Origin of the sequence: Parafrankia sp. Ea1.12 (assembly GCF_900465275.1) — a bacterium.
GTDB lineage: Bacteria > Actinomycetota > Actinomycetes > Frankiales > Frankiaceae > Parafrankia > Parafrankia soli.
The window spans coordinates 18,807-44,449 of record NZ_UBIZ01000234.1 but is presented as its reverse complement, the minus strand read 5'-3'; the positions used below and the strand labels follow the sequence as shown (position 1 = coordinate 44,449).

General features: G+C 70.7%; 20 protein-coding genes. 8 read left to right on the top strand and 12 right to left on the bottom strand.

Annotation, left to right across the window (positions count from 1 at the left end):
• The coding region (locus tag FMEAI12_RS09520; protein ID WP_146776659.1) for a transposase at positions 1-537 on the top strand (537 nt) is incomplete at its 5' end.
• A 184-nt stretch (positions 538-721) separates the two neighbouring features.
• Here the strand turns inward: FMEAI12_RS09520 and FMEAI12_RS09515 are convergent.
• From FMEAI12_RS09515 to FMEAI12_RS09480, 8 genes are all read right to left on the bottom strand, one after another.
• Positions 722-1,993, bottom strand: a complete 1,272-nt coding sequence (locus tag FMEAI12_RS09515) for an acyl-CoA dehydrogenase family protein (protein ID WP_112105734.1) — start codon at positions 1,991-1,993, stop codon at positions 722-724.
• Positions 1,990-3,129: an acyl-CoA dehydrogenase family protein gene (locus FMEAI12_RS09510; RefSeq protein WP_112105733.1), complete on the bottom strand. Its 1,140-nt coding sequence runs from the start codon at positions 3,127-3,129 to the stop codon at positions 1,990-1,992. The genes FMEAI12_RS09515 and FMEAI12_RS09510 overlap by 4 nt, the downstream gene beginning before the upstream one ends.
• Before the next feature lie 101 nt (positions 3,130-3,230).
• Positions 3,231-4,055: an SDR family oxidoreductase gene (locus tag FMEAI12_RS09505; protein WP_112105732.1), complete on the bottom strand. Its 825-nt coding sequence runs from the start codon at positions 4,053-4,055 to the stop codon at positions 3,231-3,233.
• 58 nt (positions 4,056-4,113) lie between these two features.
• Positions 4,114-5,328, bottom strand: coding sequence for a CaiB/BaiF CoA-transferase family protein (locus tag FMEAI12_RS09500; protein WP_112105731.1), 1,215 nt, complete (start codon positions 5,326-5,328; stop codon positions 4,114-4,116).
• Positions 5,325-6,626: an amidohydrolase family protein gene (locus FMEAI12_RS09495; protein WP_112105730.1), complete on the bottom strand. Its 1,302-nt coding sequence runs from the start codon at positions 6,624-6,626 to the stop codon at positions 5,325-5,327. Before FMEAI12_RS09495 ends, FMEAI12_RS09500 begins: the two co-directional genes overlap by 4 nt.
• 62 nt (positions 6,627-6,688) lie before the next feature.
• Entirely contained in the window at positions 6,689-7,918 is a 1,230-nt protein-coding gene (locus FMEAI12_RS09490; protein ID WP_165938620.1) for a cytochrome P450, read from the bottom strand.
• 238 nt (positions 7,919-8,156) lie between these two features.
• A complete protein-coding gene (locus FMEAI12_RS09485; RefSeq protein ID WP_200835237.1) occupies positions 8,157-9,599 on the bottom strand; it encodes an aldehyde dehydrogenase family protein in 1,443 nt (480 codons plus the stop codon).
• Between the two features lie 479 nt (positions 9,600-10,078).
• Entirely contained in the window at positions 10,079-10,807 is a 729-nt protein-coding gene (locus FMEAI12_RS09480; protein WP_112105727.1) for a TetR/AcrR family transcriptional regulator, read from the bottom strand.
• A gap of 1,195 nt (positions 10,808-12,002) precedes the next feature.
• Here FMEAI12_RS09480 and FMEAI12_RS09475 point away from each other — a divergent pair.
• The 7 genes from FMEAI12_RS09475 (at position 12,003) to FMEAI12_RS09445 (ending at position 21,418) form a co-directional block, all read left to right on the top strand.
• A complete protein-coding gene (locus FMEAI12_RS09475) occupies positions 12,003-13,355 on the top strand; it encodes an ABC transporter substrate-binding protein (protein WP_112105726.1) in 1,353 nt (450 codons plus the stop codon).
• Positions 13,356-13,486: 131 nt separating this feature from the next.
• Positions 13,487-14,293, top strand: coding sequence for an ABC transporter ATP-binding protein (locus tag FMEAI12_RS09470; protein ID WP_112105725.1), 807 nt, complete (start codon positions 13,487-13,489; stop codon positions 14,291-14,293).
• A 34-nt stretch (positions 14,294-14,327) separates the two neighbouring features.
• On the top strand, positions 14,328-17,135 hold the full coding sequence (locus tag FMEAI12_RS09465) for an ATP-binding cassette domain-containing protein (RefSeq protein ID WP_112105724.1): 2,808 nt from the start codon (positions 14,328-14,330) through the stop codon (positions 17,133-17,135).
• Entirely contained in the window at positions 17,132-18,067 is a 936-nt protein-coding gene (locus tag FMEAI12_RS09460) for a zinc-binding dehydrogenase (protein ID WP_112105723.1), read from the top strand. The genes FMEAI12_RS09465 and FMEAI12_RS09460 overlap by 4 nt, the downstream gene beginning before the upstream one ends.
• A 73-nt stretch (positions 18,068-18,140) precedes the next feature.
• Positions 18,141-18,692 carry a VOC family protein gene (locus FMEAI12_RS09455; RefSeq protein ID WP_112105722.1) on the top strand — a complete coding sequence of 184 codons (552 nt, stop codon included), beginning with the start codon at positions 18,141-18,143 and terminating at the stop codon, positions 18,690-18,692.
• Positions 18,693-18,806: 114 nt separating this feature from the next.
• Entirely contained in the window at positions 18,807-19,664 is an 858-nt protein-coding gene (locus FMEAI12_RS09450) for an SDR family oxidoreductase (RefSeq protein ID WP_255565673.1), read from the top strand.
• Positions 19,665-19,966: 302 nt separating this feature from the next.
• Positions 19,967-21,418 (top strand): DEAD/DEAH box helicase, encoded by a 1,452-nt coding sequence (locus tag FMEAI12_RS09445; RefSeq protein WP_112105720.1) that lies wholly within the window; start codon positions 19,967-19,969, stop codon positions 21,416-21,418.
• Between the two features lie 146 nt (positions 21,419-21,564).
• Here the strand turns inward: FMEAI12_RS09445 and FMEAI12_RS09440 are convergent, their stop codons facing one another.
• The 4 genes from FMEAI12_RS09440 to FMEAI12_RS09425 all read right to left on the bottom strand — a co-directional run bounded on the left by FMEAI12_RS09440 (position 21,565) and on the right by FMEAI12_RS09425 (position 25,597).
• Entirely contained in the window at positions 21,565-22,758 is a 1,194-nt protein-coding gene (locus FMEAI12_RS09440) for an amidohydrolase family protein (RefSeq protein ID WP_112105737.1), read from the bottom strand.
• A gap of 115 nt (positions 22,759-22,873) precedes the next feature.
• Positions 22,874-23,884 (bottom strand): 4-hydroxy-2-oxovalerate aldolase, encoded by a 1,011-nt coding sequence (gene dmpG, locus FMEAI12_RS09435; RefSeq protein WP_112105719.1) that lies wholly within the window; start codon positions 23,882-23,884, stop codon positions 22,874-22,876.
• On the bottom strand, positions 23,881-24,807 hold the full coding sequence (locus FMEAI12_RS09430) for an acetaldehyde dehydrogenase (acetylating) (protein WP_200835236.1): 927 nt from the start codon (positions 24,805-24,807) through the stop codon (positions 23,881-23,883). Before FMEAI12_RS09430 ends, dmpG begins: the two co-directional genes overlap by 4 nt.
• Positions 24,808-24,811: 4 nt before the next feature.
• Positions 24,812-25,597, bottom strand: a complete 786-nt coding sequence (locus FMEAI12_RS09425; protein ID WP_235013853.1) for a 2-keto-4-pentenoate hydratase — start codon at positions 25,595-25,597, stop codon at positions 24,812-24,814.
• Positions 25,598-25,643: the final 46 nt, after the last annotated feature.

The window sequence follows — 25,643 nt, the reverse complement described above, 5'->3', positions numbered from 1 at the left end:
CCCCCACCCGCCGACGGGCCACCCGTGCCGCGGACGGCAGCGGACCTCGTCGACCTGCTCGACGCGATCCCCGGGATCGGCAGGGACTCCGCGCAGCTGATCCTCGCGGAGATCGGGACGGACATGAGCCCGTTCGCGGCCTCGGGGCACCTGGCGTCGTGGGCGAAGCTGACCTCGCGCACGATCCAGACCGGAGCATCCCTGCGGATGGGCCGGACCGGACGCGGTAACCGCTACGTGCGCCGCACGCTCGGCACGGCCGCGGTCTCCGCCGGGCGCACCAACACCTTCCTCGGGGTACGCCACCGGCGGTTACGCGCCCGCCGCGGCGGGCTGAAGGCCCTCGTCGCCACCAGCCGCTCCATCCTCGAGATCATCTGGCGGATGGTGCACGACCAGGTGCCGTTCCGGGAGCTCGGCGCCGACTACCACACCCCCCAGCAGGACCCAGAAAGGCGCAAGCGCGTGCTGGCCCGGCAGATGAAGAATCTCGGGGTCTCGCCCGAGGAGGCCGCCTCGATGCTCGCCGCGGCCTGACCCCCCGGCCCCCGCGGCCTGACGGCCGCGCACCAGGGCCGCGCGAGCCCGGGCACGCACCCGCGTACCGCTCGCCTACAGAAGGGCCGACTGACAGCCACACCCGAACCGCCGCCTTCCCACGCGCCAGCGGCCAAGTGCCCTGGTGGGCGCGAGCCTGCCCACGTTACGTTGAGTTTTCCAGTCAGGCGCGGTTCGATGCGCTCCGTGGTACGTCTCGGAAGGGTCGGTCACGGTCGGGTGTGCGCTCGCGGGGCATGCCAAGCACCCGCTCACTGATCACGTTACGGGCCATCTCCGTGGTGCCGCCGCCGATGCAGGACGTCTGCCGCATCAGGAAGTCATCGCCGCAGTTCGCAGCCGCGCCGTCGTCCGCCGTCCAGGCCGCCCCCGCGGGGCCCGCGATCTCGAACGCGATGGTGGCCTTCCGCGCGGAGGAGACACCCGCGAACAGGCGGGTGATCGCGGCGGACTGTTCGGATATCCGGCCCGCGGCGACACCGCGGCCGATCCGGCGCCGGAGTGTCTGGCCGACGAGCTCGAGCATGTGGGCCTCGCCGAGGAGGTCCCGGACGCAGCGATCGTCGAATCGTCCGGTGTCCCGGGCGACGTTGACGATGGAGGCGGCACCGACCTCGCCGGGCGAGGTTCCCACCGGGATGCTGACGAACGGCGAGTTGAAGAGCATCCGCTCGTGGAACATCCAGCGGGTGCCCACCGTCCAGCCGCCGTCGACGTCACCGATGCGGTCGCTGTCGGGGACCCGGACGTCGGTCAGGAACTCCTGGCAGAACTCGGTCGAGCCGTTCAGCATCTCGATGCGGTGCACCTCGATGCCCGGCTGGTGGATCGGCAGGATGAACACGGTCAGGCCGCGGTGCTTCGGGACGTCCCAGTTCGTCCGGGCCAGACACAGGCCCCAGTCGGCGGTCGAGGCGCCGGTCGTCCAGACCTTCGAGCCGTTCAGGATCCAGTCGTCGCCGTCGCGGACGGCGCTGGTGAGGGCGGCCGCGACGTCCGACCCGCCGCTGGGCTCGGACAGCAGCTGCATCCAGATCTCCTCGCCTTTGAGAATGGCGGGGATGTGCCGGCGCTTCTGCTCCTCGGTGCCGAAGTCCAGCAGCACGGCACCGCAGGGCGAGAACGTCGGCGCCTGCAGCCGCGCCGGGTATTCGTAACCCACGATCTCGGCGTTGAACGCGCGCTGATGGTCCGTCGTCAGGCCCTGCCCGCCATACTCCCGGGGGAAGCCGATCCCGGCGAGGCCGGCGTCGAAGATCATGCGCTGGAGCTCACGCTCCCGGGCGAGCGCGGCGAGTTCCTCCTCCTCGGTCTGGACCGGTAGCGCGAGGGTGGGCGCGAGTGTCTCGTGCGGCTCCAGCGGGCGGAGGTTCGCGCGGATCCAGGTGCGGGCACGCAGCCGGAAACTCTCGACGTCCTCGATGGCGTCGGTCATACCCGCTCCTTCCGGTTCTCGAGCACGGTGCTGATGCGTTGGCGATGGTCGGCCGGCGTGCCGTACAGGGCCCGGTTCACGGTGACCCGGCGCAGGTAGAGATGCAGGTCGTGCTCGAAGGTCACGCCGATCCCACCGTGGATCTGCACGCAGTCCTGGACCAGCTCGGAACCGTAGTCACCGATGAACGCCTTGGCGGCGCTGACCAGCTCCTTCGCGTCGGCCGACCGGTCGTCGACTGCCGCCGCGGCGGCGTCGTTGACGGCGTGGCAGGCTTCCAGCCACGTCTTCTGGTCCGCGAACCGGTGCTTGAGCTCCTGGTAGGAGGCCAGCGGGCGCCCGAACGAGTAACGGTCGAACGCCCATTGCAGCGTCATGTCGAAGGCGGTCTGCAGGGCGCCCACCGCCTCGGCGTTGCCTATCACCACGGCGAGCTGGAGCTGGTACTCGAGGAGCTCGTCGGCGTCGCCCGGCTCTCCCACGAGGGCCTCGACCGGGAGCCGGACGCCGTCGAACGTCACCGCCGCGAAACGGCGGGTCAGGTCCGCCGTGCGCATCGGCTCGATCGACACCCCGGCGGTGTCGGTCGGGACGAGGATCTGCGTGAGCCCACCCTCGGCCCGGGCCGTGACCAGGATGTGGTGCGCCTGGCCCGCCGCCTCGACGGGACGCTGGACGCCGTCGAGGACGACCTCGCCGTCGGCGATCCGGCAGCGCGGGCCCGCGGGGCCGCGGCCGTCGGTGTCGACGGCCGGGCCGAAGCACCACGCCGCGACCGATGTGCCGGCCAGCAGCGACTCGAGGACGGGACGGTGCGCCTCGCCACCGAAGGTGCTCAGCGTCCCGGCGACCACGTTGGTCGGGACCAGCGGTCCCGGCGCGGCGTGCACGCCGAACTCATGGGCGATCGTGGTGAGGTCCACCAGCCCCCCGCCGCTGACCGAGCCTCCGCCGTGTTCCTCGCTGACCAGCAGCGACGTCCACCCGAGCTCGGCGCCCTCGCGCCAGTAGTCGGGCTCGAAGCCGGCGGGGTGGTTCCGGAGACTCCGGACCTCGCTGATCGGCACCCGACTGGTCAGGAATCTCGCGGTGGTATCCCGAAAGATCTCCTGGTCGGAGCTCAGTTCCAACAGCATGTCGGGTTTTCCTCCAGGTCGCTGGCGGCACCGGCGGGGCCGGGTCGGCCGCAGGCCGGTCCGTACGGACCGGCCGAACCCACCGATCCGGCCGGCAGGTCCTACCGGCCGAAGAAGAAGCGCACGTTCTCCGCCGCGGCCGGGTAGCTCCCCGTGATGCCGGAGCTGCAGTAGCCCGCGTCGGTGATGACGGTGATCCCGCTGACGGCCGCGGCGGCGTCGCTGCAGAGGAACAGCAGCGGGTAGGCCTGCTCCAGCGGCGTCGCCGCCTCGATGCCGACCTCGGCCCGGTAGTCGGCGCCGAAGCCGAGCCACATCTCCTTGTTGGCCTGGGCCAGGGGCGTGTCGGTCGGGCCGGGGCAGATGGCGTTGACGCGGATGCCCTGCTTCTGCAGCGCGAACGACTCCCGAGCCACGTAGGCGCAGACCGCCTGCTTGCTCCACATGTAGTCGGCCTTGCCATGCTCGTGGACCCACAGCGTCGCCGCGTCGAAGTCGGTGATGTCGAGGAACTCCTTGAGCAGCGGGAGGTTGCCCTCCCAGCCGAGGCCGGCCGCCGACGAGATGAAGCCGATGGCCGAACCCCGGGGCAGCAGGCCCCCGGCCAGCAGTCGGTCGATCAGATACCGGTGGCCGATGAAGTTGATCCGCTCGATGCCGGGCGTGCCGTCGGCGACACCGGCGGCGGAGAACAGCGCGTGCACCGGCCCGCCGCACTGCTCGACGGCCGCGTCGATCGACGCCGCGTCCGCGAGATTGACGTGGATGGCCTTGGCGCCGGGCAGCGTGACCTCGGCGTAGTCCATGACCACGACCTCGGCGCCGGCGCTCTGCGCCAACTCGGCGGCGGCCGCACCCATGCCGGTCGCCCCGCCGACGACGAGGACCCGCTTCCCGTCGTACCGGAAGGCGTCGAACAAGGTCATGTCACTTTCTCCTACCTGTCGAGTCGGATGGTTGGTGTGCGGACGGCCCGGGTGGTCGCTACGCGACGACGCCGCGGACCTTGAGGTCCACGACCGTGTCCCAGTCGAGTCCGAGCTCCGCGAGGATCTCGTCACCGTGCTCGTTGAACTGCGGCGCCCGGCGGGTGGCCGGCGGCCGCTCGTCGAACTGCACCGGCGCGGCGGCCAGCTGGAACGGCACGCCGGCCGCCGTCTCGAGGTCCTGGATGTAGCCGTTCGCGACGGACTGGGGGTCGACCGCGACCTCCTGCGTGTCCTGCACGACCGCCCACTGGCCGACGAAGTCGGCCAGCCGCGACCGCCACTCCTCGAGCGTGCGCTCCGCGAAGGCCTCGCGCAGCAGGGCGATCGCCTCGGTGCTGTTGTCCCGCAGCGCCGTGTGGTCGGCGAACCGGGGGTCGACCGCCAGCTCCGGGCGCCCGATCACCTCGCACATCGGCGGCCAGTACCGGCCCGCCTGCAGGCAGGAGAACGCCAGCCAGCGCCCGTCCTTGGTGAGGTAGTTGCCGACGAGCGGGTTGGCCATCGCGTTCAGCGGCAGCGGCTCCCACGGCATGTTCAGCACCAGCGAGAGCCCGAGCGCCTGGCCCATGGCCCACAGGCCGGTGCCGAGCAGGGACACGTCCACGATGCTGGCGACACCGGTCCGCTCCCGGTGGAACAGAGCGCCCATGATGCCGCCGGCGATCGTCATCGCGCCGATCGAGTCCCCGAAGCCCGGGGCCGGCGGGCTCGGCACGTGCCCGTACTCCGGACGGGTCAGGCCCGACGCGATCCCGGCGCGGGCCCAGAACGCGAGCGAGTCGTAGGACCCCCGGTCGGCGTCGGGGCCACGCTCGCCCTGGCCGGTGCCGCGCACGTAGATGATGCGCGGGTTGTGCTCGCGGATCGACTCGACGTCGATCCGCAGCTTCGCCCGCACCTTCGGCAGCTTGTTGGTGAGGAACACGTCGGACGTCGCGGCCAGCCGGTAGAGCAGATCGCGACCCTCGGCGGAGGTCAGGTCGAGGCCCAGGCTGCGCTTCCCGCGGTTGGAGTGCTCCAGCAGCACGTGGACGTCCGCCGGCACGGCAGCCACCCCGGCCGAGGCGAGCCCGCGCATGGCGTCGCCGCGCTCGACATGCTCGATCTTGATGACCTCCGCGCCCCAGTCGGCCAGCAGGGCCGAGGCCGCCGGCACGAAGGTGTGCTCGGCGACCTCGAGGATGCGGACACCCTCCATGACACCGGTCATCGAGCCCCGCCCACGTCCTGGAGCCCGTCGGCCTCCACCCGGCCCACTCCGGCGGCCTCGTTGCGCCGGCGCCATTCCGCGCGCGACATCCGCGTCACGTCCACGTCGGCCGCCTGCGCGCGCAGCGCCCCCACCGTCGCCTGCTCCTTCGGGACGTGACTGAAAGGATCCCAGTTGAAGAAGCGGGCGCTGTTCTCCCAGGTGATCTGGTGAATCTCGGCATCCGGGACGCCGGCGGTCTGCAGCTCGTTCCACACGAACTCCGGCGACTCCGGCCAGGTCGTGTCGGTGTGCGGGTAGTCGCACTCCCAGGCGATCACGTCGACGCCGATGTCGTGCCGCATCTTGAGGCCGGCGGGGTCGGTGATGAAACAGGCCAGGAAATGCTCGCGGAAGACCTCGGAGGGAAGCTTCCCGCCGAAGTCACCGTCGATCCACGTCTGGTTCTGGAAATGCCGGTCGATACGGTCGAGATAGAACGGGATCCAGCCGATGCCACCCTCGGAGAGAGCGACCCGCAGCTTCGGGAACCGGCGCAGCGTGGGACCGAACAGCAGGTCCTGCGCGGTGAGCATCGTCAGCTGCGACGGTATCACGATGGAATGGTCGACTGGTGCCTCGGGAGCCAGCTTCACGATGTCCCAGGCGCCGCCGATGTGCAGGCAGAGCACCATGTCCTCGTCGACGATCGCCTTCAGCATCGGATCCCAGTAGCCCGACAGGAAGCTCGGCCAGCCCTGCCCGTGCGGCGCCTCCAGGAAACTGATCGCGCGGCACCCCTTCCGAGCGATTCTCCGGACCTCCGCGACCGCCAGGTCGACGTCCCACATGGGGACGATTCCCAGCGGGATGAACCGGCCGGGGTAGGTGGCGCACCACTCGTCGATGTGCCAGTCGTTGTACGCCTGGAGCATGATGTAGGAAATCTGCTTGTCGGCGGCCTCACTGAAGGTCCGGGCGTTGAAGCCGGCCATCGTCGGGAAGCACATCGAGGCCAGCACGCCGTTCACGTTCATGTCACGGACGCGCTCGTGGACGTCGAAGCAGCCCGGCCGCATCTCGGACATCGAGCCGGGATGGAATCCCCACTCCTCCCGGGGCCAGCCGACGGTCGCCGCCATGCCGAACGGCGTCGCGGTCGCCTGGCCCTGGAACACCCAGAGATCCGCGCCTTCCGAACCGCGCACGACCTTCGGCGCCTGGTCCAGCCACTTCGCCGGAACATGCCGCTTGTACATGTCCGGGGGCTCGATCGAATGATCGTCAATGCTGATCAGGATCATGTCCGACTGCTGCATTTTTCCCTCTCCCCTGCTGCGGCGGCGAAACGGTACGAGGACTCTGACGCCGAAACGGTCGGTCAGCCGATGCGGACGGGCATCTTCTCCCAGCCCCGCACGGTCGAGGTGCGAGCCTGGACCGCGTTGTCCCAGTCGACCTCCCAGTCGGGAAAGCGCTGGAGCACCTCGTCCAGCGCCACCCGGCCCTCGAGGCGGGCCAGTGCGGCACCGAGGCAGTGGTGGATGCCGTAGCCGAAGCCGAGATGGCGACCCACGGAGCGGTGAATGTCGAAACGGTCAGGATCGGGGAAACGGCGCTCGTCCCGGTTGGCGGAGCCGTTCAGAAGAAGAACGACACTGCCCGCGGGTATCGTCCGGCCGTGCAGTTCCACCTCGCGCTCGATGTACCGTGCCTGTACCGGGGAGGGCGCTTCGTACCGCAGCACCTCCTCCACCGCGTTGGGAATCAGCGATCGATCCGCGGCGAGTTCGCGGCGCTGGTCCGCGTGTTCACCGAGGAGCTTCCCGACCCAACCGACGAGCCGTGCCGTCGTCTCGTTCCCGGCACCGGCCAGCAGGTTGATGTAGGCGATCACCTCATCGCGGGTCAGCGTGCGGACGGTCCCGGTCTCGTCCTCGAACTCCGCATTCATGAGTTCCGTCATGAGATCGTCCGAAGGATGTTCCGCCCGCCATTCGATGTAGTCGACGAACGCGCCGTCGATGCCGATGTCCGGTGGCCTCGGATTATCCGGGTCCTCGATACGAAGATTGTCGTCGAAGAGGCTTCTGATCGCCTCCTGGTCCTCCTCCGGAATACCCAGGAGATAGCCGATCGTGCGCATCGCCATGTGCGTACCGAGGTCTCCGATGAAATCGAAGCCAGCGGTGCCGACAAACGGGTCGAGGGAACGCCCGCAGAATTCACGGACCTTCGACTCGAGGGCGTTCATCTTCTTCGGCGTGAACACACGGGCCATGACACCGCGGTGGGCGTGGTGCACGGGAGGATCCTCGAAGAGGATGTTCCCGGGTGGTATGGGGACGTTCGCCTTGATGATCTCCAGGAGGGTGCCCCGCCCGGACAGGAAGGTACCCCATTCGCTCAGGGCGCGCTCGACGTCCTCGAAGCGGCTCAGCGCGTAGAAGTCGTGCTTCTCGTTGTAGTAGAGCGGCGCCTCGTCGCGCATCCGCCGCCACACCGGGTAGGGGTCGGCGTCGATCTGGAAGTCGTAAGGGTCATAGTAGACGTCACCTAAATGGCTGGCGAGTGACACGGTTACCCCTTCACTGGGACGTACGGCTTTCATGAATGCCTCGCGCCTCGACGTCATCCGCGGGGGTCGTCGTCACGGTGTCCGTCCGGGCACGCCGCCGGCGGCGGACCGTGCGGTTCCGGCCCTGCCGAGCGTGCCGGTGGGCCGCAGGTCGCGTACCGAAGCGGGAAAGGAGAGTGCGGCGGTTACCGTCGCCGCCGGTGGGTGCCGGTGGTGCCGGCGTCATGACTCCACCAGCAGCACCGGCACCTGCGGGATCCGCGGGCCGCGACTAGGCCTTCGGCCAGGCGAGGGACTTGGTCTCCAGGTACTGCTCGAATCCCAGCGTGCCGTTCTGCCGGCCGATCCCGCTGTGCTTGTAGCCCCCGAAGGGCAGGTCGGCGCCGTAGGGCGTGCCGCCGTTGACGCACATTCCCCCGGTGCGCACCCGGCGGGCCACAGCGAGTGACCGTTCCAGGGATCCGGAGAAGACACCGCCGCTGAGTCCGTACACACTCTCGTTGGCGATCCGGACGGCATCGTCGTCATCGTCGAACGGGATCACCACGAGAACCGGCCCGAAGATCTCTTCCCGGGCGATCGTCATCGAGTTGTCCACATCGGTGAACAAGGTGGGCTCGACGTACCAGCCGGTGGGCAGGTGCTCGGGCCGACCGCCACCGAGCGCGAGCGTGGCGCCCTCCGCCACCCCCTTCTCGATGTAGCCGAGCACGCGAGCCCGCTGCTTGGCCGAGATCAGCGGGCCCATCATCACGTCCGGGCGCTGCGGATCGCCGTAGGGCACTGCCGCGAAGGCGGCCTTCAGCACCTCGACGCCCTCGGCATAGCGCGACCGCGGCAACAGCATCCGGGTCTGGACGGCGCAGCCCTGACCGGCGTGGTAACACACCCCCAGGCCGGCCATGAGCGCGCTCGGGAGATCCGCGTCGTCGAGGACGATCGTCGCGGACTTGCCGCCGAGCTCGAGGAACACCCGCTTCATCGTCGCGGCGCCCTTCGCCATGATGCGCTGCCCGACGGTGGTCGATCCGGTGAAGGAGATGAGGTCGACCTGCGGAGAGAGCGTCAGCTCCTCCCCCACCAGGTGGTCCGAGGAGGTGACGACATTGACCACGCCGGGCGGGATGTCCGTACGCTCGGCCACCAGCCGACCGATGCGGGTGGCGTTCCACGGGGTGTCCGGAGCGGGCTTGAGCACCACCGTGTTCCCGGTGGCGAGGATCTGGCCGAGCTTGTTGAGCGCCACCTCGAAGGGGAAGTTCCACGGCACGATGGCGCCGACCACACCGGCCGGCTCCTTCCGGACCCGCCGCCGGTTGAGCACGCCCATCGCCATGCCGTCCGGGAGATCCGACTCCCAGGGGAACTCGTCGATCAGCTTCGCCGGGTAACGAAGCGCGCTCTCCAAAGGATCATCAAGCTGTGGACCGCCGGTCACCATCCGTGGGCAGCCGACTTCGAGGATGAGCTCCTCGCGCAGCTCCTCCCGCTCGCTTTCCAGCGCGTCCTGCAGCTGTTCGAGGCAACGCTTGCGGAAGGCATGGTTCGTCGACCAGTCGGTGGTGTCGAACGCGCGGCGGGCGGCCGCGATCGCCCGCCGCATCTCCGCCGGGGAGGCGTCCGCCACCTGCCCTAATAACTGTTCGGTCGCGGGGTTGATGTTGTCGAATCGCTTGCCCGAGTCGGCTTCGACGAGCTCGCCGTCCACAAGCATCCTGGACTCGGACCTGACATCGGTCACCGCGGTCACGGTGATCTCCTCTCGCCCGCAGGCAGAAGTACGCCCTGGTGTAGCGGAAGTACGCCGGTAAGTGGTGGTGGGTGGTAGGCGTGACGGTGGAGTCCGCATCCCGCGCCCCGCCTCTCCCACACTCTTCACAACAGGAGCTGGACGACGTTCTGTCCGCCACCGGGAGCAGCGCTCACGCCTGGTCAGACCGCCACGTCAGGTTCTCGGCGACGCCGCCCGAGGAGATACCTGTGCGGGCGTGACGTCGCGGGTGGGTTGTGGTCCGTATCCGCCCGGGGACGCGAGGCGGGTGCCGTCTGGTGGTGCGGGAGAGCGGGTGATCTGGTCTCGACACCGAGTCGCGTGCGGTGTCGACATCGGATCGCGGGAACGGTCCCCCGCTGGTGTCGTTGGTTGGAGTCCGCTGATCAGCCGGGACGCCGGTCGCGCCGGGACAGGGCGTACTAGCCGCTGTCGTCGCGCCGGCGGCGCTTCTTGGGGTCACGAAGTTGCAGCGCATTGATGAAGATCTTGGTGATCTGGTCGACGGCGACATCGAAGTCGTATCTGGAGCCGTCCTGCATGAGTGACTGTTCGGCGAACCGCAGTGTCATCGTGGCGAGTGCGTCGGTCGCGATGACCGGGTCCAGGGTCGCGTCCGCCAGGCCGCGCCGCTGGAGCTGCGTGATCGAGGCGGCCATCTCCTCGCAGTGCCGCTGGTAGAGCTCGGTCCAGAGGGCGCTGATCGGCTCGTTGTACCGCGCCACCTGCTCGATGACGTTCATGATCCGCGCTTCTTTGCGGTGTGCCTCGAAACGGATCCGGATCGCCTTCGTGAGGCGCTCCCGCGGTGTGGCGGTGGAAGAAGGATCAAGGATGACGTCCATCCCCGAATTGAGAGCATGATCTATGGCGGTGACCACCTCCCGGAGGATGTCCTCCTTCGAGTCGAAGTAGTGGTAGAAGGCGCTGTGGGTCAGGCCGGCACGCTCGCCGATGTCGGAGACCCGCGCGTCATGGAAGCCCTTCTCCTCAAAGACGGTCTTCGCGGCCTCCACCAGTCGGGCCCTTGTCTCGGCCCCGCGGCGTGAGCGCGGCAGGTCGTCGTCCCAGCGCTGTGTCCTGAGCTGACTGTCGGCGCCGGAGCTCCAGACCGGTTCCGCCGCCGGCTTCGGCTGGGGAACTGCTGTCATCGGTACTCCTCCAGGGCCATCGGGTTGGTGCACTGCGAGTGCCAGGTCCGGCGACGTAGTCGAACCCCACGCCCGCATCCGCCTCGGGCCAGGGTGTGCGGGCGGGCTTCGGTCGGCGCCCGCCGGCACCCGCTCACCTTCGGCATCTCCATCACCGCTCACCTGTTCACGGGGTCCCGGTCTGCCGCCGCTGCGCGCGGTCGTCGGGCCGGTGCCCCTCGCCGGCCTGCCGACGAGCCCGTTGCACCAAAACTGACATGATCCTGAAAAAAAATCGACGATCATGTCTGGAAAGTTGACGATAATGTAGACGCTCTCCGGGCGGACAGCAAGCACCTTCCGAACGGTCGCAGGCGGTCGACCGATGGCAACCAGCCCGCCTACCAGGCGTGGAACAGCAAGCCTTGCCGACGGACGGGCCGCGGGCGGGACGGACGGACCGGGCCACGGGGCCGCCGATCGATCAACCCCGCACCGGCACGCGGTCGCACACGTCGCACGCGAACACAGGCCACCGGACCCGCCCTCCCCGGACGGGGACCGCGGCCCCGGACGCGGACCCGCGACAGGCGGGCAGCCGACTCGTCCACACCGGCCTGCGCCAGGTCCCGCGCAGCGAGCCCTCCGGTACCCCCTCCTCGCCTGGGGACGGGAATGCGCGGAATAACCAACCGAAAGCGGCATTTCCGGGAGAAACCGGCAAGGCGGGCGACAGGCGGAGACCGGCCGCACACACCTGCGCAAGGCGACCGATCGGCCGCCCAGAGTCACAACCACCGGCCTCTTGACTTCCGGATCGGAAAATGTAAGCCTTCCCACACGTTCCGGCCGAACCGACAGGCAGTCGCGCCGGCGCGGTCCAGTAATTGTTCGCCTGCCGGCTGACGCCGGCAGGTGGAACTGCCGCGTACTGGACCGCAGCCGACCTGTCGCGGCCACTTCAGCCACCACACACCGTCGGCGGCCGTATTCACGGTCGCCCCACGGGACGCTTCGCCGCAGTGCGTTCTATTTGGCGTCCCCGGGATTCCAACCGACCGGCGGGCAGTATCAGCCGCTCGTTCAACTTCACTTCCGCAGGCGCGGTCCGGCGCGCCGCGGATTTCGGCTGCGCCGAAGAGGCCGTCGTCGCGGAAAGCGCCGCGACGGCCGGGCCGCCCGCGCAGCGACTACCCAGAGGAAGGTCGTCCAAGAAATGAATCCGAGGAAAGGCCTCTTACCTGTGCTGGCGGCGGCGCTCGCCCTGGTGGCCGCCTGCGGGAGCGGCGGGGACGGCGGCGACACCAGCGCGACGGCACCAGGCACGGACACCGGGACGACGGCGACACTCTCGCGCTCCTCCGCGACACAGCCGGCCACCTGGAAGACCCTCCCGGTCTCGGGCACCCTGTCCTGCTCCGGCCCCTCGCCCGACCCGACCCGGGGGATCACCCCCACCAGCATCAAGGTCGGCGGGCTCGGCACCCTCAGCGGCGGTGGCACCTCCACCTACCAGGAGACGGACCTCGGCGCCCAGGCCCGGTTCGCCCGGGAGAACGCCGCGGGCGGCGTGTTCGGCCGCACGATCGACTACAGCGGCATGCTCGACGACGCGCAGAACGCCCAGCAGAACGCCGACGCCGGGAAGAAGCTGGCCGAGAACGAGAAGGTCTTCGCCGCGGCGCCGGTGATGACCACGATGGCGGGCTACGTCGACGCGCTGTGCGAGAACGTGGTGCCGGCGTTCGGCTGGTCGATCAACAGCGGGTTCTGCGGCCGGGCGAACACCTTCGGCTTCACCGGCTGCCTGCTGCCGGACAAGTACAACTCGATCCAGGTCGGCCCGTACGTCGAACTGCTGTCCAAGAGCTCGGACAAGAGCGTCGTCATGCTCGGTGTCGACAACGCCTCGGCCAAGCAGGGCGTCGCCGACACCAAGGACGCCCTGGAACGGGCCGGGCTGGACGTCGTCATGACCAACACCACCCTGCAGTACGGGCAGCCGCCCTCGGACCCGTCGAGCCTGGTCCGGCAGATCATGACCGCCAACCACGGCAAGCCTCCGGCGCTCGTCTACCACGTCACCGACTTCGTGAACGTGACCGCGCTGGCCCAGACGCTGACCGCCGCCGGCTACCAGGGCATCCAGACCAGCTCGGTGGGCTACGACCCGCGGCTGACCGGCCTGGAGGCGCTGAACAAGACCTACACGGCCGTCCAGTGGCTGCCGTTCGAGGAGACCGGCAACCCGACGGTGCGCCAGATGACCGACGACATCAACAAGTACGGCAAGGGCGCCAAGCTGTCGCTGACCTCGGCGATGGGGTGGATCTCCGCCGACATGCTGATCTCCGGTCTCAAGGCGACCGGCAAGGATCTCACCGTCGACAAGTTCCTGAGCACAATGAACAGCCCGGACTATCACTACGGTGACGGCATCTTCAGTGGTCAGACGACGTGGCCGGAGAACCATTTCTACGGCGCGCCCTGCAGTGCCTCCACTCAGTTGAAGGACGGCCACTACTCGCTCGCCGTCCCGCTCGTCTGCAACAACCCCTACACCAACTAGACCGGCACCCGTGCGAAGCGGGCGGAGGGCGGAACCACATCCCTCCGCCCGCGGAGGGAGTCCCAGTCCGCACGGGGGCCGGTCTGTCCCCCGCTTCCTGGACCGTAACGGGCCCGCAGGGGCGGAAAGGAGTGGGTGTGGTTGCGACCAGCACCGACAGCAGCGTCGCCGGGGTGACCACGGAACCGGCACTGGAGGTCCGCCACGTCACCAAGCGCTACGGCGGTCTTACCGCCATCAGTGATGTGTCCCTGCGGGTGGACCCCGGCGAGGTCTGTGGCTTCATCGGCCCGAACGGCGCCGGCAAGACCACCCTGTTCGACATCATCTCGGGCCTGACGCCGCCCACGTCGGGCGCCGTGTTCCTCGACGGAGTGGACGTCACCCGGCAGCTCCCGGAACGTCGCGCGCGTTCCGGCGTGCGTCGTACCTTCCAACGCGCGCAGCTGTACAGCCGCCTCTCGGTGGAGGACAACGTCCTGACCGCCATGGAATGGCACGGCGGTGGGGGCGGGTTGCTCGCCGACCTGTTCGCCGCGCCCGGGCGGCGGCGGCGCGAGGCCGAGCGGCGGGAGCACGCGCTGTCGGTGCTCGCCGCCTGCGGGCTGGCCGACCTGCGGCACAAGCCCGCCGGTGCGCTGCCGATCGGCCAGGCCCGGCTGGTGGAGCTGGCGCGGGCGATCGCCGACCGGCCCCGGCTGCTGCTGCTCGACGAGCCGACGTCGGGGCTGTCCGCGCACGAGACGGAACTCTTCGGCGAGCAGATCCAGCGCCTGCGGACGACCGGCGTGGCGGTCGTCCTCGTCGAGCACGACGTCGGCTTCGTCATGGGCCAGTCGGACCGGGTCGTGGTGCTGAACCTCGGCTCCGTCCTGGCCGAGGGCACACCGGACGAGATTCAGGCCCACCCCGCCGTCCGAGCGGCCTACCTGGGCTGACCGCCAGACCGGATCTCCATCGAAGGGCCACACAATGGAGGAGTTCCTCAATCTCATCGTCGGCGGCGCCGTCGCCGGCGGTCTCTACGCCATCCTGGCGGCCGGCGTGGTCTTGACCTATCAGACGTCGGGCATCTTCAACTTCGCGCACGGTGCGGTCGCCTTCGCCACCGCCTATCTGTTCGTACAACTCAATGTCACCGCCGGCGTGCCGGTCGTCCCCGCGGCGATCATTTCCATTCTTGTCTTCGCGCCGCTGCTGGGCCTGTTACTGGACAGGCTGGTCTACCGGCGGCTCGCACACGCCCCGGTGGCCGTGAAGATCGTGGTACCGATCGGGCTGCTGATCGCGGTGCCCGGGCTCTGCCTGTTCATCTCCAGCCGGCTGAACCTGTGGTTCCACCTGGACATCGCCGGCATCGAGGATCTGTTCCTGATCCCCGGCCTGGGGCCGACCCCGAAGAAGACGTGGACGCTCGGCGGGGTGCTGCTGGACAGCAACCAGATCGCCGTCTTCGGCGCCGCGGTGCTCACGGCCGTCGGTCTGTGGGTCCTGCTGCAGCGCACCCGGCTCGGGCTCCAGATGCGGGCCGTGGTGGACCGGCGGAGCCTGGCCGCCCTGCGCGGCATCGATCCCGACCGGACCTCCGCCGTGTCGTGGATGCTGGGCAGCTTCCTCGCCGGGCTCGCCGGTGTGCTGGTCGCCCCGATCTTCACGCTCAACACCCCGGTGTTCACCACGGTCGTGCTGATCTCGACGCCGGCCGTCGTGTTCGCCCGGTTCCGTTCGATGCCCCTCGCGCTCGCCGGCGGCCTGCTGATCGGCGTCCTGCAGAACCTCATCGTCGGCTACGCGGACTTCGCCCAGAACATCTCCGGGTTCAGCACGTCGGTGCCGTTCATCCTGCTGCTCGGGCTGCTGTTCGTGTTCGCCGTGGACCGCAGCCGGCGGGCCGGCGCGCACGCCGACGACGACCCGCCGCCGCCGTCCTACGGGACGGAGTCGAAGCGGCGCAAGGTCATCGCGTGGACGGTGTGGAGCGTCGCCGTCCTCGTCTTCGCGCTGTTCGTGGCGGACGAGTACTGGCAGTCACTCATCATCCGCGGACTGGCGCTGTCGCTGGTGCTGCTCTCCTTCACGGTCGTGACCGGAGTCGGCGGGATGGTCAGCCTCGCGCAGGCCGCGTTCGTGACCGCCGCCGGCATCACGGCCGGCTGGGCGGTCAGCCACCACTGGCCGTTCGCGGTCGCGCTGCTCCTCGGCACCGCGGTCGCCACCGCGATGGGCGTGCTGGTGTCGCTGCCCGCCCGTCGGCTCGGCGGGCTGCCCCTGGCGCTGGCGACCCTGGCCCTGGCGTACCTCTGCCAGAACCTGTTCTTCCAGCTCAGCGGCGTGAGCCGGAACGACTTCGGCGGCTGGGTGCTCCGCCCGCCCACCCTCGGACCGGTGGACCTCGCCGACCCCCGCTCAATGATCATTTTCCTGGCGGTCGTGCTGGGCCTCGCTCTTCTCCTGGTCAGCAACCTGATCCGGTCGAGCTCCGGCCGGGCGATGGCCGCGCTGCGCTCCACGGAGCCGGGCGCGGTGACCATCGGCATCTCGGCGGGCCGCACGAAGACCGCGGTGTTCGCCCTGTCCGCGGCCATCGCCGGCTTCGGCGGGGTGCTGCTCGCGAGTTCGTCCGGGCGCATCACCCACCTCGACTATCCGGTCGAGACGGGCCTGTTCTGGCTCGCCACGGTCGTGCTGTTCGGGGTGCGCCGCCCGGCCGCGGCCGTGATCGCCGGGCTGAGCGCCGCCGTCAGCCCCGAGATCCTCAGCCACGTCGCGGAGACGTCCTACCTGCCGCAGGTGCTCTCCGGCCTGGCCGCGATCAACCTGGCGCAGAACTCCGACGGCATCCTCGCGCTCACCGCGCAGCAGCGGTTCGAGCGTCGCCGCAGGCGGGAGCAGCGGGCGCTGCGCCGGGAGGCCGCCGCCACGGCGGCGACCCCGGTCAGCACCACCCCGAACAGCGTGACCCCGGTCAGCGCGCCGGACACCGAGGCCTCGGACGGTGCCTCGACCGTGCTCGAGCTGCGTGACGTGCACGCCGCCTACGGCGCCGTGGAGGTGCTGCACGGGGTCAGCCTGACGCTGCGGGCGGGCGAGGTGCTCGCCCTCATCGGGGCCAACGGGGCCGGCAAGTCGACGATCTGCGCGGTGGTCACCGGCGGCGTCCCGGTGACGCAGGGCACCGTGCGGCTCGGCGGCCAGGACGTCACCGGGCTGCCACCGCACCGCAGAGTCCGGCACGGCGCCTTCCTCATCCCCGAGGGCCGCGGCATCTTCCCCGCCCTGACCGTGGACGAGAACCTCTCCCTGTGGCTCCCGTCGGCCGATGACCGGGACGCCGCCTACCGCCGTTTCGCGGTGCTCGGCCGACGCCGCGGCCAGCTCGCCGGATCCCTGTCCGGCGGCGAGCAGCAGATGCTGGCCCTGGCGCCGGCGCTGGTGAAGCCCCCCGCCGTCCTGATCGTGGACGAGCCCTCGCTCGGCCTGGCCCCCCTCGTCGTCGCCGAGGTCTACGCCGCCCTGGAGGAACTGCGGGCCACCGGGACCGCGATCCTGCTGGTCGAGGAGAAGGCCCACGACGTGGTCGCGCTCGCCGACACCATCGCCTTCATGGCCGTCGGCCGGGTGGCCTGGGCGCAGCGGACCGCCGATGTCGACGCGGACCTGCTGGTGCAGTCCTACCTCGGGATCAGTGACACGCCGGCCGGGCACTCCGGGTCACCGGCAGCCCTGGCCGGCAGCACGACCGGCCCCGCCGTCCCGCAACCCGCGAAGGAGCGTCCATGAAAGCCGTACGTGCAGCCGAAGGCGGCGTGCAGCTCGTCGACCTCGACGAGCCGCCCGGCACCGGCGAGGTCCTGCAGGTCCGCTCGGCGAGCATCTGCAGCTCCGACCTGATCTACATCAGCCAGGGCAGCCGCCACATCCTCGGCCACGAGCTGGCGGGCGTGCGCGCGGACGGCAGCGCCTACATCGTCGAGGCGCTCTTCGGCTGCATGGAATGCGAGCAGTGCCTGAACGGCAACTACAACCGCTGTCCCACCCACGGCGAGCGGGCGCTCGGCTTCAGTGCCGACGGCGGCATGGCCGAGCAGTTCCGCGTGCCCATGGCCCGATTAGTCCCGCTGCCGGCCGGCCTCGACGTGCGCGACGCCTCCATCGTCGAGCCGGCGTCGGTGTCCTGGCACGGCGTCCGGATCTCCGGCGCCGCCCCCGGAGCCCGGGTCGCCGTCGTCGGCGCGGGCGCGCTGGGCCTGCTCGCCGTCGCCGCCGCCCGCCGGCAGGGCATCACCGACATCGCCATCGAGGCGCGCTATCCGCACCAGATCGAGGCCGCCGAGCGCCTCGGCGCCAGCGGCCCGCCCAAGGGCGAGTACGACGTCATCATCGAGGCGGCGGGAAGCCCGGCCAGCCTCGCCCGCGCGGTGGAGCTGCTGGCGCCCGGCGGCACCGTCGTCGCCATCGGGGTCTACATGGGCACCATCGAGGTCGACTGGCTCAGTGTCTTCCTCCGCGAGGGCCGCCTGTTGTCCTCCCTCGGCTACTGCCGCCACGGCGGCGGCCGCGAGATGGATGACGCCGCGGCCATGCTCGCCGAGGACCCCGAGATCGCGCGCACCCTCATCACCCACCGCTTCCCGCTCGAGGAGGCCGAGGAGGCGTTCCGGGTGGCGAGCGACCGGAAGTCGGGCGCCATCCGGGTCGTGCTGGAGCCATGAGACGGCACGCCCGGTCCCCCCGGCGCGCCGGGAACGGCCCGTCCCGCACGTCCGTCTACGCAGAGGAGCACCGATGACCCCGACCTCGGAGGTGGCCGCCCGGCCGGCCGTCCTGCCCGGCGCCGCCCGCCAGATCGGCTACATCGTCCGCGACATCGATCAGGCCGTGCGCAGCTGGCTGGAGCTGGGAGTAGGCCCCTGGTACGTCCTGCGCGGACAGACGCAGACCGGCCTCTACCGGGGCCGGTCCTGCTCGGCCCCGCTGTCCATCGCCTTCAGCAACACCGGTGACCTGCAGGTCGAACTGATCTGCCAGGAGGACGACACCCCGAGCATCTACACCGAGTTCCTGCACGCGGGGCACGAGGGGTTCCACCAGCTGGCCTGGTGGACCGACGACTTCGACGCCACCATGCGGTCCGTGGCGGCCGCCGGGTGGCCCGTCGTGTGGTCCGGTGACGGCGACGGCGCGGCTCGCTACGCCTACGTCGAGCCGCCGGCCGGGCCCGCGACCATCGTCGAGATCATGGAGGTCACGGCCGCCACGGACGGCATCGCCACGCTGGTCCGCCAGGCCGCGCAGGACTGGGACGGCAGCGATCCGATCCGCACGCTCAGCGTGTAGGCCGCCCGCCGACGTGCGCGGGCCCGGTCCGGGAGCACCCGGCCGGCGCCCCGCCGTCGGCGGTCCTCGCACCACGCTTCGAGCGGTCACCTCGCACAAGGGAGTGGAGAAGCCTTGACCAGGAATGGCACCCGGGCCGCCGGGACGGTGGGCATCGTGACCGGTGCCGGTCGCGGCATGGGCCTGGCCTGCGCGCAGCGCCTCGACGGCACGGTCGACGCGTTGCTGCTCGTCGACCGGGACGAGTCGGTGACGGCGCTGGCGAAGCGGTGGCCGGCGAGCACGACCACCGTCGAGGCGTTCGTCCTCGACGTCACCGACCGGGAGGGACTGGACCGGCTCGCGGCACGGGCCGGCGAGCTCGGCACGCTGCGCGCCGTCGCGCACGCCGCGGGCATCTCACCGACCATGGCCGACTGGCGCCGCATCTTCGCCGTCGACCTCGTCGGGACGGCGCTGCTCGCGGCGGCCCTGCGCCCGCTCACCACCGCCGGGACGGCGCTGGTGTGCTTCGCCTCCATGGCGCCGTACCTGCAGATCAGCGAGGCCGACCCGGCCGCCGACGCCGTGCTGGACGACCCGCTCGACGAGAACTTCCTCGACCGCCTGCACGAGGCCCTCGGGCCCGTCGTCGAGGACCCCGGCATGGCCTACTCGTGGGCCAAGCGCGGGGTGCAGCGCTTCGCCCGCCAGGAGGCGGTGCGGGTCGGTCCGCTCGGCGGGCGCGTCTGCTCCCTCTCCCCGGGGATCATCGACACTCCGCAGGGCCGGCAGGAGGCCGAGACCCACACGATCATGCAGACCCTGGTGGACCAGACTCCGCTCGGCCGCATCGGGCAGGCGCAGGACGTCGCCGACGTCGTCGCCTTCCTGCTGTCCGACAGCGCCCGCTTCGTGACCGGCGTCGACATCCTCGTGGACGGCGGCATCTGCGCCGCGCTGAGCGGGTCGACGGCCGCCGCCACCCAGTAGGGCTTTGTTGGGTGCGACGCACCCTGGGTGGGGCCCACCGCTGGCGCGGCCACCAGCGACGGCCCGTTGCCCGCCGACGACCTCACCGCACTGGTGAGCACCGATGCGGCGCACGGACCGGCTATGCTGGCTCCATCAGCTCGTCGAGCTCCTGCCGCGAGTTGTCCGCGCGTCGTAGCACCCGCTTCTCAGCATCGGGCCTCCGCTCCGCGCGTAACCGGCCGAGATCCTCGGATCCCCGGTTGTCGGCGGGACACCCGCACAGATAGAGATTCTTCTTGTCTTCGTTCACCGATCTTGGCGTGCCTGCGCGCCTGACCGATGTTCTCACCCGTCTCACCATCGAGACCCCCACCCCCATCCAGCGGGCGACGCTGCCGGACGCGCTCGCCGGACGTGACGTCCTCGGCCGCGGCCGCACGGGGTCCGGCAAGACGCTCGCGTTCCTCCTGCCCGTGGTCGCGCGGCTGTCCGGCGGGCCCCGGGCCCGGGCCGGGGCTCCGCGCGCGCTGGTTCTGGCGCCCACCCGCGAGCTCGCCGCGCAGATCGACACGGCGCTGCGACCGCTGGCCGCCGCGGCCGGCCTCACCTCGTGCACCGTGTTCGGCGGCGTCGGTCAGGAACCGCAGGTGGCCGCGATCCGGCGGGGTGTCGACATCGTCGTGGCCTGCCCCGGCCGGCTGGAGGATCTCCTCGCGCAGGGGCGCTGCTCGCTGGCCCAGGTGAAGATCGTCGTGTTGGACGAGGCCGACCACATGGCCGATCTGGGGTTCCTGCCCGCGGTGCGCCGGCTGATCGGCCAGACCGCGGCCGGTGGGCAGCGCATGCTGTTCTCGGCGACCCTGGACAAGGCCATCGACACCCTGGTGCGCCAGTACCTCAGCAGGCCCGCGGTACACGAGGCCGACTCCGCCCAGTCCCCGGTGGGCACGATGGCGCACCATCTGCTGCACGTCGAGCGGGACAGCCGGCTTCCCGTGCTCGTCGACCTGTCCAGCGCCCCGGGCCGCGCGGTCGTGTTCACCCGCACGAAGCACGGCGCCAAGGCTCTGGCCCGCCAGCTCAACCGCGCCGGCGTGCGCGCGGTCGAGCTGCACGGCAACCTCAGCCAGAACGCCCGTACCCGCAACCTCGACGACTTCCACACCGGCCGGGCCTCGGCGCTGGTCGCCACGGACATCGCCGCCCGCGGCATCCATGTCGACAACGTGGCACTCGTGATCCACGCCGATCCACCGGCCGACCACAAGGCATACCTGCACCGTTCCGGGCGCACCGCGCGTGCCGGCAACAGTGGCACCGTCATCACCCTGGCGACCACGGAGCAGATCCGTGAGGTCACGCAACTGGCCCGCGCCGCCGGCATCAGGCCGACGACCACCCGGGTCGCCTCCGCCGCTCACCCGATACTCGCCACGCTCGCCCCCGGCGCCCGGTCGCTCAGCAGCCCCGTGGTCGCGGCACAGGCGGAGACCAGGAGCACTCCAGCCCAGCGCCGGCCGGTCGGTGAAGACCGCGGCACCGAGCCGACGCCTCGAACGGGCAGACGGCGTGGACGCCGCCCCGCCGGCAACCACGGCGGCCGCGCCGCCGACCACGGCCGCCGCGCCGGGCGGTCCACGGCGTCCCGATCGCCCGCGGTCACGGCTCGTACCAGCTCACCCGAGCACGAGGCCGGCCCGTCACCCGCGAAGCGGTCCAGCTCGCGACCGACCCACAGCGCCGCGGCGTTCAGCGCACGCCGCGCCCGCTGACCGGACCCGGTCACACCCACACGCCCTGAGCCCGGGTCCGCTCGGGCGGCGTCCTCGCAGGGCGGCGCTCCCACCCCGGTGGGCGCGCCGCCCTGCGAGGTGTCCCGGGGACGGGTCCGTGATCCGTCCCCGGGGAGCCGGTCCGGCTAGGCCGGGACCGAGATGTTCATCAGCCGGGCGAGGTTGCCGCCCATGATCTTGCGGGTGGTCGCCTCGGGCAGGTGCTTGAGCTCGTCGAGGTAGGTCAGCGGGCTCGCAAGCCCCTCGGGATGCGGGTAGTCGGAGCCGAACAGCACCCGGTCCTCCCCGATGAGCTCGGCGAGCGCGCCCAGGTCCTCCTCCCAGAACGGGCTGATGTTGATGTTCCGCTTGATGACCTCGATCGGGTCCTCCGCGAAGTCCTGCGGCAGCTTCTTGTAGAGGTCCCTGATGGACAGCAGCAGCGGTGCGACCCAGCTGCTGCCGTTCTCGACCACGGCGATCTTCAGCCGGGGGAACCGGGACAGCGCGCCGTGGCAGACCAGCGCCGCCACCGCGTCCTCCACCGGGCGCCAGGCCTGCAGCATCCGGAACGCGCTGGGCTTGAACGGCAGCATCTCGGAGCTGGTGCCCGTCCAGTCGCTGTAGTACCGGTCGTAGCCGCTGTCCGACGAGTGCAGCGTGACCAGGATGTCGGCCTCCTGCACCCGCTCCCAGAACGGGTCGAACTCCGGCAGCCCGAACGAGCGCGCGCCGCGCAGGCCGGGCACCGGCGCCGGGCGGATGAGGATCACCCGGGCACCCCGCTCCAGCACCCACTCCAGTTCCTCGATCGCCTTCTCCACGATCGGCAGGGAGATCACCGGGGTGGTGAAGATGCGGTCGAGGCCCTCGTAGTTGAACTGCCAGGTCTCGTACAGCCACTCGTTGAGCGAGTGGATGACGGCATGGACCAGGTCCGGGTCGTCCCGCATCCGCTCCTCGATGAGGCTGGCCAGCGTCGGGAACATCAGGGTGCGGTCCAGGCCCTGCTCGTCCATGAGTTTCAGCCGGGCGGCCGGCTCCCGCCAGGCGTCGATGCAGCGCACCGGCGCGCCGAAGATCTCCCGGTAGGACTTGCCCTCGGGGTTGCCGTGCCGGTAGTAGTCCTCCTGCGCGCCCGGGCGGGCGACCACGTCGAAGGTCGGGTTCGGGATGTAGTCGCTGATCTGCCCCCGGACCACGATCTTCGTCCGGCCGTGGACGTCGACGTAGTCGACGGCGCCCTTGTAGCGGGCCGGGAGAAACTTCGTCAGCGCGTCCTTGGTCTCGTACAGGTGGTTGTCGGCGTCGAACACCGGGATGTCGTTGGTGGGCACCATGGCCTCCTCGGGCACACGAAAAGCAGCATGTGGGGGCACGACACAGGGGATAAGGAAGAGCGGAGGCGGCGCGGCGACGAACCCGCCCTGCGGGCATCCGCCCGTTGTCGCGGGCTTACTTGGGCTGTATCGCCAGGGCGATGTCGACGAGCATGTCCTCCTGGCCGCCGACCAGCTTTCGCCGGCCCGCCTCGATCAGGATGCTGCGGGCGTCCACGCCGTAGGTCTCGGCGGCTATCTCGGCGTGCCGGAGGAAACTGGAGTACACGCCCGCGAAGCCGAGCGTGAGCGTCTCGCGGTCGACCCGGACCGGACGGTCCTGCAACGGCCGGACCAGGTCCTCGGCCGCGTCCTCCAGCGCGAGCAGGTCGCAGTCGAGATCCCAGCCCAGCAGCAGCGCGACCGCGACGAACGGCTCGATCGGGCAGTTGCCGGCGCCGGCTCCCTGGCCGGCGAGCGACGCGTCGACGCGGTAGGCGCCCTCCTCGACCGCGGCGAACGAGTTGGCGACCGACAGCGAGAGGTTCTCGTGCGCGTGGATGCCGATCTGGGTGTCCGGGCTGAGGACGTCGCGGTAGGCACGGACCCGCTCGCGCACGCGGTCGGTGGTCAGCCGGCCGCCCGAGTCGGTGACGTAGACACAGTGCGCCCCGTACGACTCCATCAGCTTGGCCTGGGCGGCCAGCTCGGCCGGCTCGGCCATGTGGCTCATCATCAGGAAGCCGGAGACGTCCATGCCGAGCTCGCGCGCCGCGGCGATGTGCTGGGCGGCGACGTCCGCCTCGGTGCAGTGCGTCGCGACGCGGACCGAGCCGACCCCCATCGCGTGCGCGCGGCGCAGCTCGGCGATCGTGCCCACGCCCGGCAGCAGCAGCGTGGTGATGGTCGCCTGCGAGGCGTTGGTGACCGCCGCCTCGATCCACTCCCAGTTCGTGTGGCTGCCGGGGCCGTACGTCAGACTGGAGCCGGCCAGCCCGTCACCGTGGGTGACCTCGATCGCCCGGACGCCCGCCTTGTCGAGAGCGGCCACGATGGCGCCGACCCGCTCCGGGTCGACCCGGTGCCGGATGGCGTGCATGCCGTCCCGCAGGGTGACGTCCTGCAGATAGATGTTCGGCCCGCTCATGCCGTCACCTCGGATCCGGCGATGCGCTCGGCGACCCGTACGGCCGCCGACGTCATGATGTCCAGGTTGCCGGCGTAGGCCGGCAGGTAGTGGGCGGCGCCCTCCACCTCGAGGAACACGCTCACCTTCCAGCGGACGTCGACCGTGTCGTCCGGCAGGAGAATGCGCATCTCGGCCGGGTCCACGGGAGTGAACTGCACGTCCTGCTTCAGGCGGTAGCCGGGCACATAGGCGGCGACGTCCGCGATCATCCGGTGGATCGATTCGGTGACCGCCTCCCGGTCGACGTCGCCGACCAGGCAGAGCACGGTGTCCCGCATGATGAGCGGCGGCTCGGCCGGATTCAGGATGATGATGGCCTTGCCGCGCCGCGCGCCGCCCACCGACTCCAGCGCGTGCGCCGTCGTCTCGGTGAACTCGTCGATGTTGGCGCGGGTGCCGGGCCCGGCCGATTTCGACGCCACCGTGGCGACGATCTCCGCGTAGGCCACCGGGGTGACCCGGGAGACCGCCGCGACGATCGGGACGGTGGCCTGCCCGCCGCAGGTCGTCATGTTGACGTTGGGGGCGCTCAGGTGCTCGTCGAGGTTGACCGCCGGCACGACGAACGGCCCGAGGGCCGCCGGGGTGAGGTCGATCAGCCGCCGGCCGTAGGGGGCCAGCGCCGCCGCGTTCGCCCGGTGCGCGTTCGCGCTCGTCGCGTCGAGCACGATGCCGGCCTGTTCGAACTCGGGCATCGCCAGGAGACCGGCCACCCCGTCGGACGTCGTGGCGACGCCCAGCCGCCTGGCGCGGGCGAGGCCGTCGGACTCCGGGTCGATCCCCACCATGGCCGCCACGCTCAGCGACTCGGACCTTCGCTTGATCTTGATCAGGAGGTCGGTACCGATGTTCCCCGACCCGATGATCGCCACCTGCTGCACGGTTTCAGCCTTCCTTCTCGAACGTCGCCGTCACCGGGCCCAGGGGGCCGACCTCGGCTTGGATCACGTCGCCGGGCTCGATGGGGGCCAGCGGACCGAGCGCCCCGGAAAGGACGATGTCGCCGCCCCGGAGCGGATCCCCGAAGTCCAGTGCCGTGCGCGCGAGCCACGCCAGCGCGCTGAGCGGGTCGCCGAGGCACGCCCGCCCCGTCCCGGTGCTGGCCGTCACGCCGTTGCGCAGCATCCGCATCGACACGTCGGCCGGAGTGAACTCGTCCAGGGTGAGATGCCGGTCGCCCAGCACGAAGACGCCGCTGGAGGCGTTGTCCGCCACCGTGTCGGTGATGCGGATCCGCCAGTCCGCGACCCGGCTGTCGACGACCTCGATCGCCGCGACCGCGCTGCCGACCGCCGCCCGGACGGCGGCGGGCTGCGGGTCGACGATGTCCGCGGCGAGGATGAAGGCGATCTCGGCCTCGGCCCGGGGCTGCAGCAGCCGACCGAACGGCACCGTGGCGCCCGAGGCGTAGTTCATGTCGTCGAAGAGCACGCCGAAGTCGGGCCGGTCCACGCCGACCTGGCGTTGGACGGCCGGCGAGGTGAGACCGATCTTGCGGCCGACGACCCGCGCGCCGCGGGCCACCCGCAGCGCGGTGAGCGCCGACTGCACCGCGTAGGCGGCGTCGATGTCGCTCGGGCCGATCAGGTCGGCGACCGGCGCGCACGGAACGTGCTCGACGGCCGCCCGGTCGAGCCGTGCGACGGCGGCCTCGATCGCGTCGCGTCCCACTCCGCCGGTCACAGACCTGCCTGTCACATCTCTGCCCGTCACACGG

Bases quoted from the DNA above. Each gene is read 5' to 3' on its own strand.
- FMEAI12_RS09515 (WP_112105734.1), bottom strand. From the start codon at position 1,993: ATGACCGACGCCATCGAGGACGTCGAGAGTTTCCGGCTGCGTGCCCGC.
- FMEAI12_RS09510 (WP_112105733.1), bottom strand. From the start codon at position 3,129: ATGCTGTTGGAACTGAGCTCCGACCAGGAGATCTTTCGGGATACCACC.
- FMEAI12_RS09505 (WP_112105732.1), bottom strand. From the start codon at position 4,055: ATGACCTTGTTCGACGCCTTCCGGTACGACGGGAAGCGGGTCCTCGTC.
- FMEAI12_RS09500 (WP_112105731.1), bottom strand. From the start codon at position 5,328: ATGACCGGTGTCATGGAGGGTGTCCGCATCCTCGAGGTCGCCGAGCAC.
- FMEAI12_RS09495 (WP_112105730.1), bottom strand. From the start codon at position 6,626: ATGCAGCAGTCGGACATGATCCTGATCAGCATTGACGATCATTCGATC.
- FMEAI12_RS09490 (WP_165938620.1), bottom strand. From the start codon at position 7,918: ATGAAAGCCGTACGTCCCAGTGAAGGGGTAACCGTGTCACTCGCCAGC.
- FMEAI12_RS09485 (WP_200835237.1), bottom strand. From the start codon at position 9,599: ATGCTTGTGGACGGCGAGCTCGTCGAAGCCGACTCGGGCAAGCGATTC.
- FMEAI12_RS09480 (WP_112105727.1), bottom strand. From the start codon at position 10,807: ATGACAGCAGTTCCCCAGCCGAAGCCGGCGGCGGAACCGGTCTGGAGC.
- FMEAI12_RS09475 (WP_112105726.1), top strand. From the start codon at position 12,003: ATGAATCCGAGGAAAGGCCTCTTACCTGTGCTGGCGGCGGCGCTCGCC.
- FMEAI12_RS09465 (WP_112105724.1), top strand. From the start codon at position 14,328: ATGGAGGAGTTCCTCAATCTCATCGTCGGCGGCGCCGTCGCCGGCGGT.
- FMEAI12_RS09460 (WP_112105723.1), top strand. From the start codon at position 17,132: ATGAAAGCCGTACGTGCAGCCGAAGGCGGCGTGCAGCTCGTCGACCTC.
- FMEAI12_RS09455 (WP_112105722.1), top strand. From the start codon at position 18,141: ATGACCCCGACCTCGGAGGTGGCCGCCCGGCCGGCCGTCCTGCCCGGC.
- FMEAI12_RS09440 (WP_112105737.1), bottom strand. From the start codon at position 22,758: ATGGTGCCCACCAACGACATCCCGGTGTTCGACGCCGACAACCACCTG.
- dmpG (WP_112105719.1), bottom strand. From the start codon at position 23,884: ATGAGCGGGCCGAACATCTATCTGCAGGACGTCACCCTGCGGGACGGC.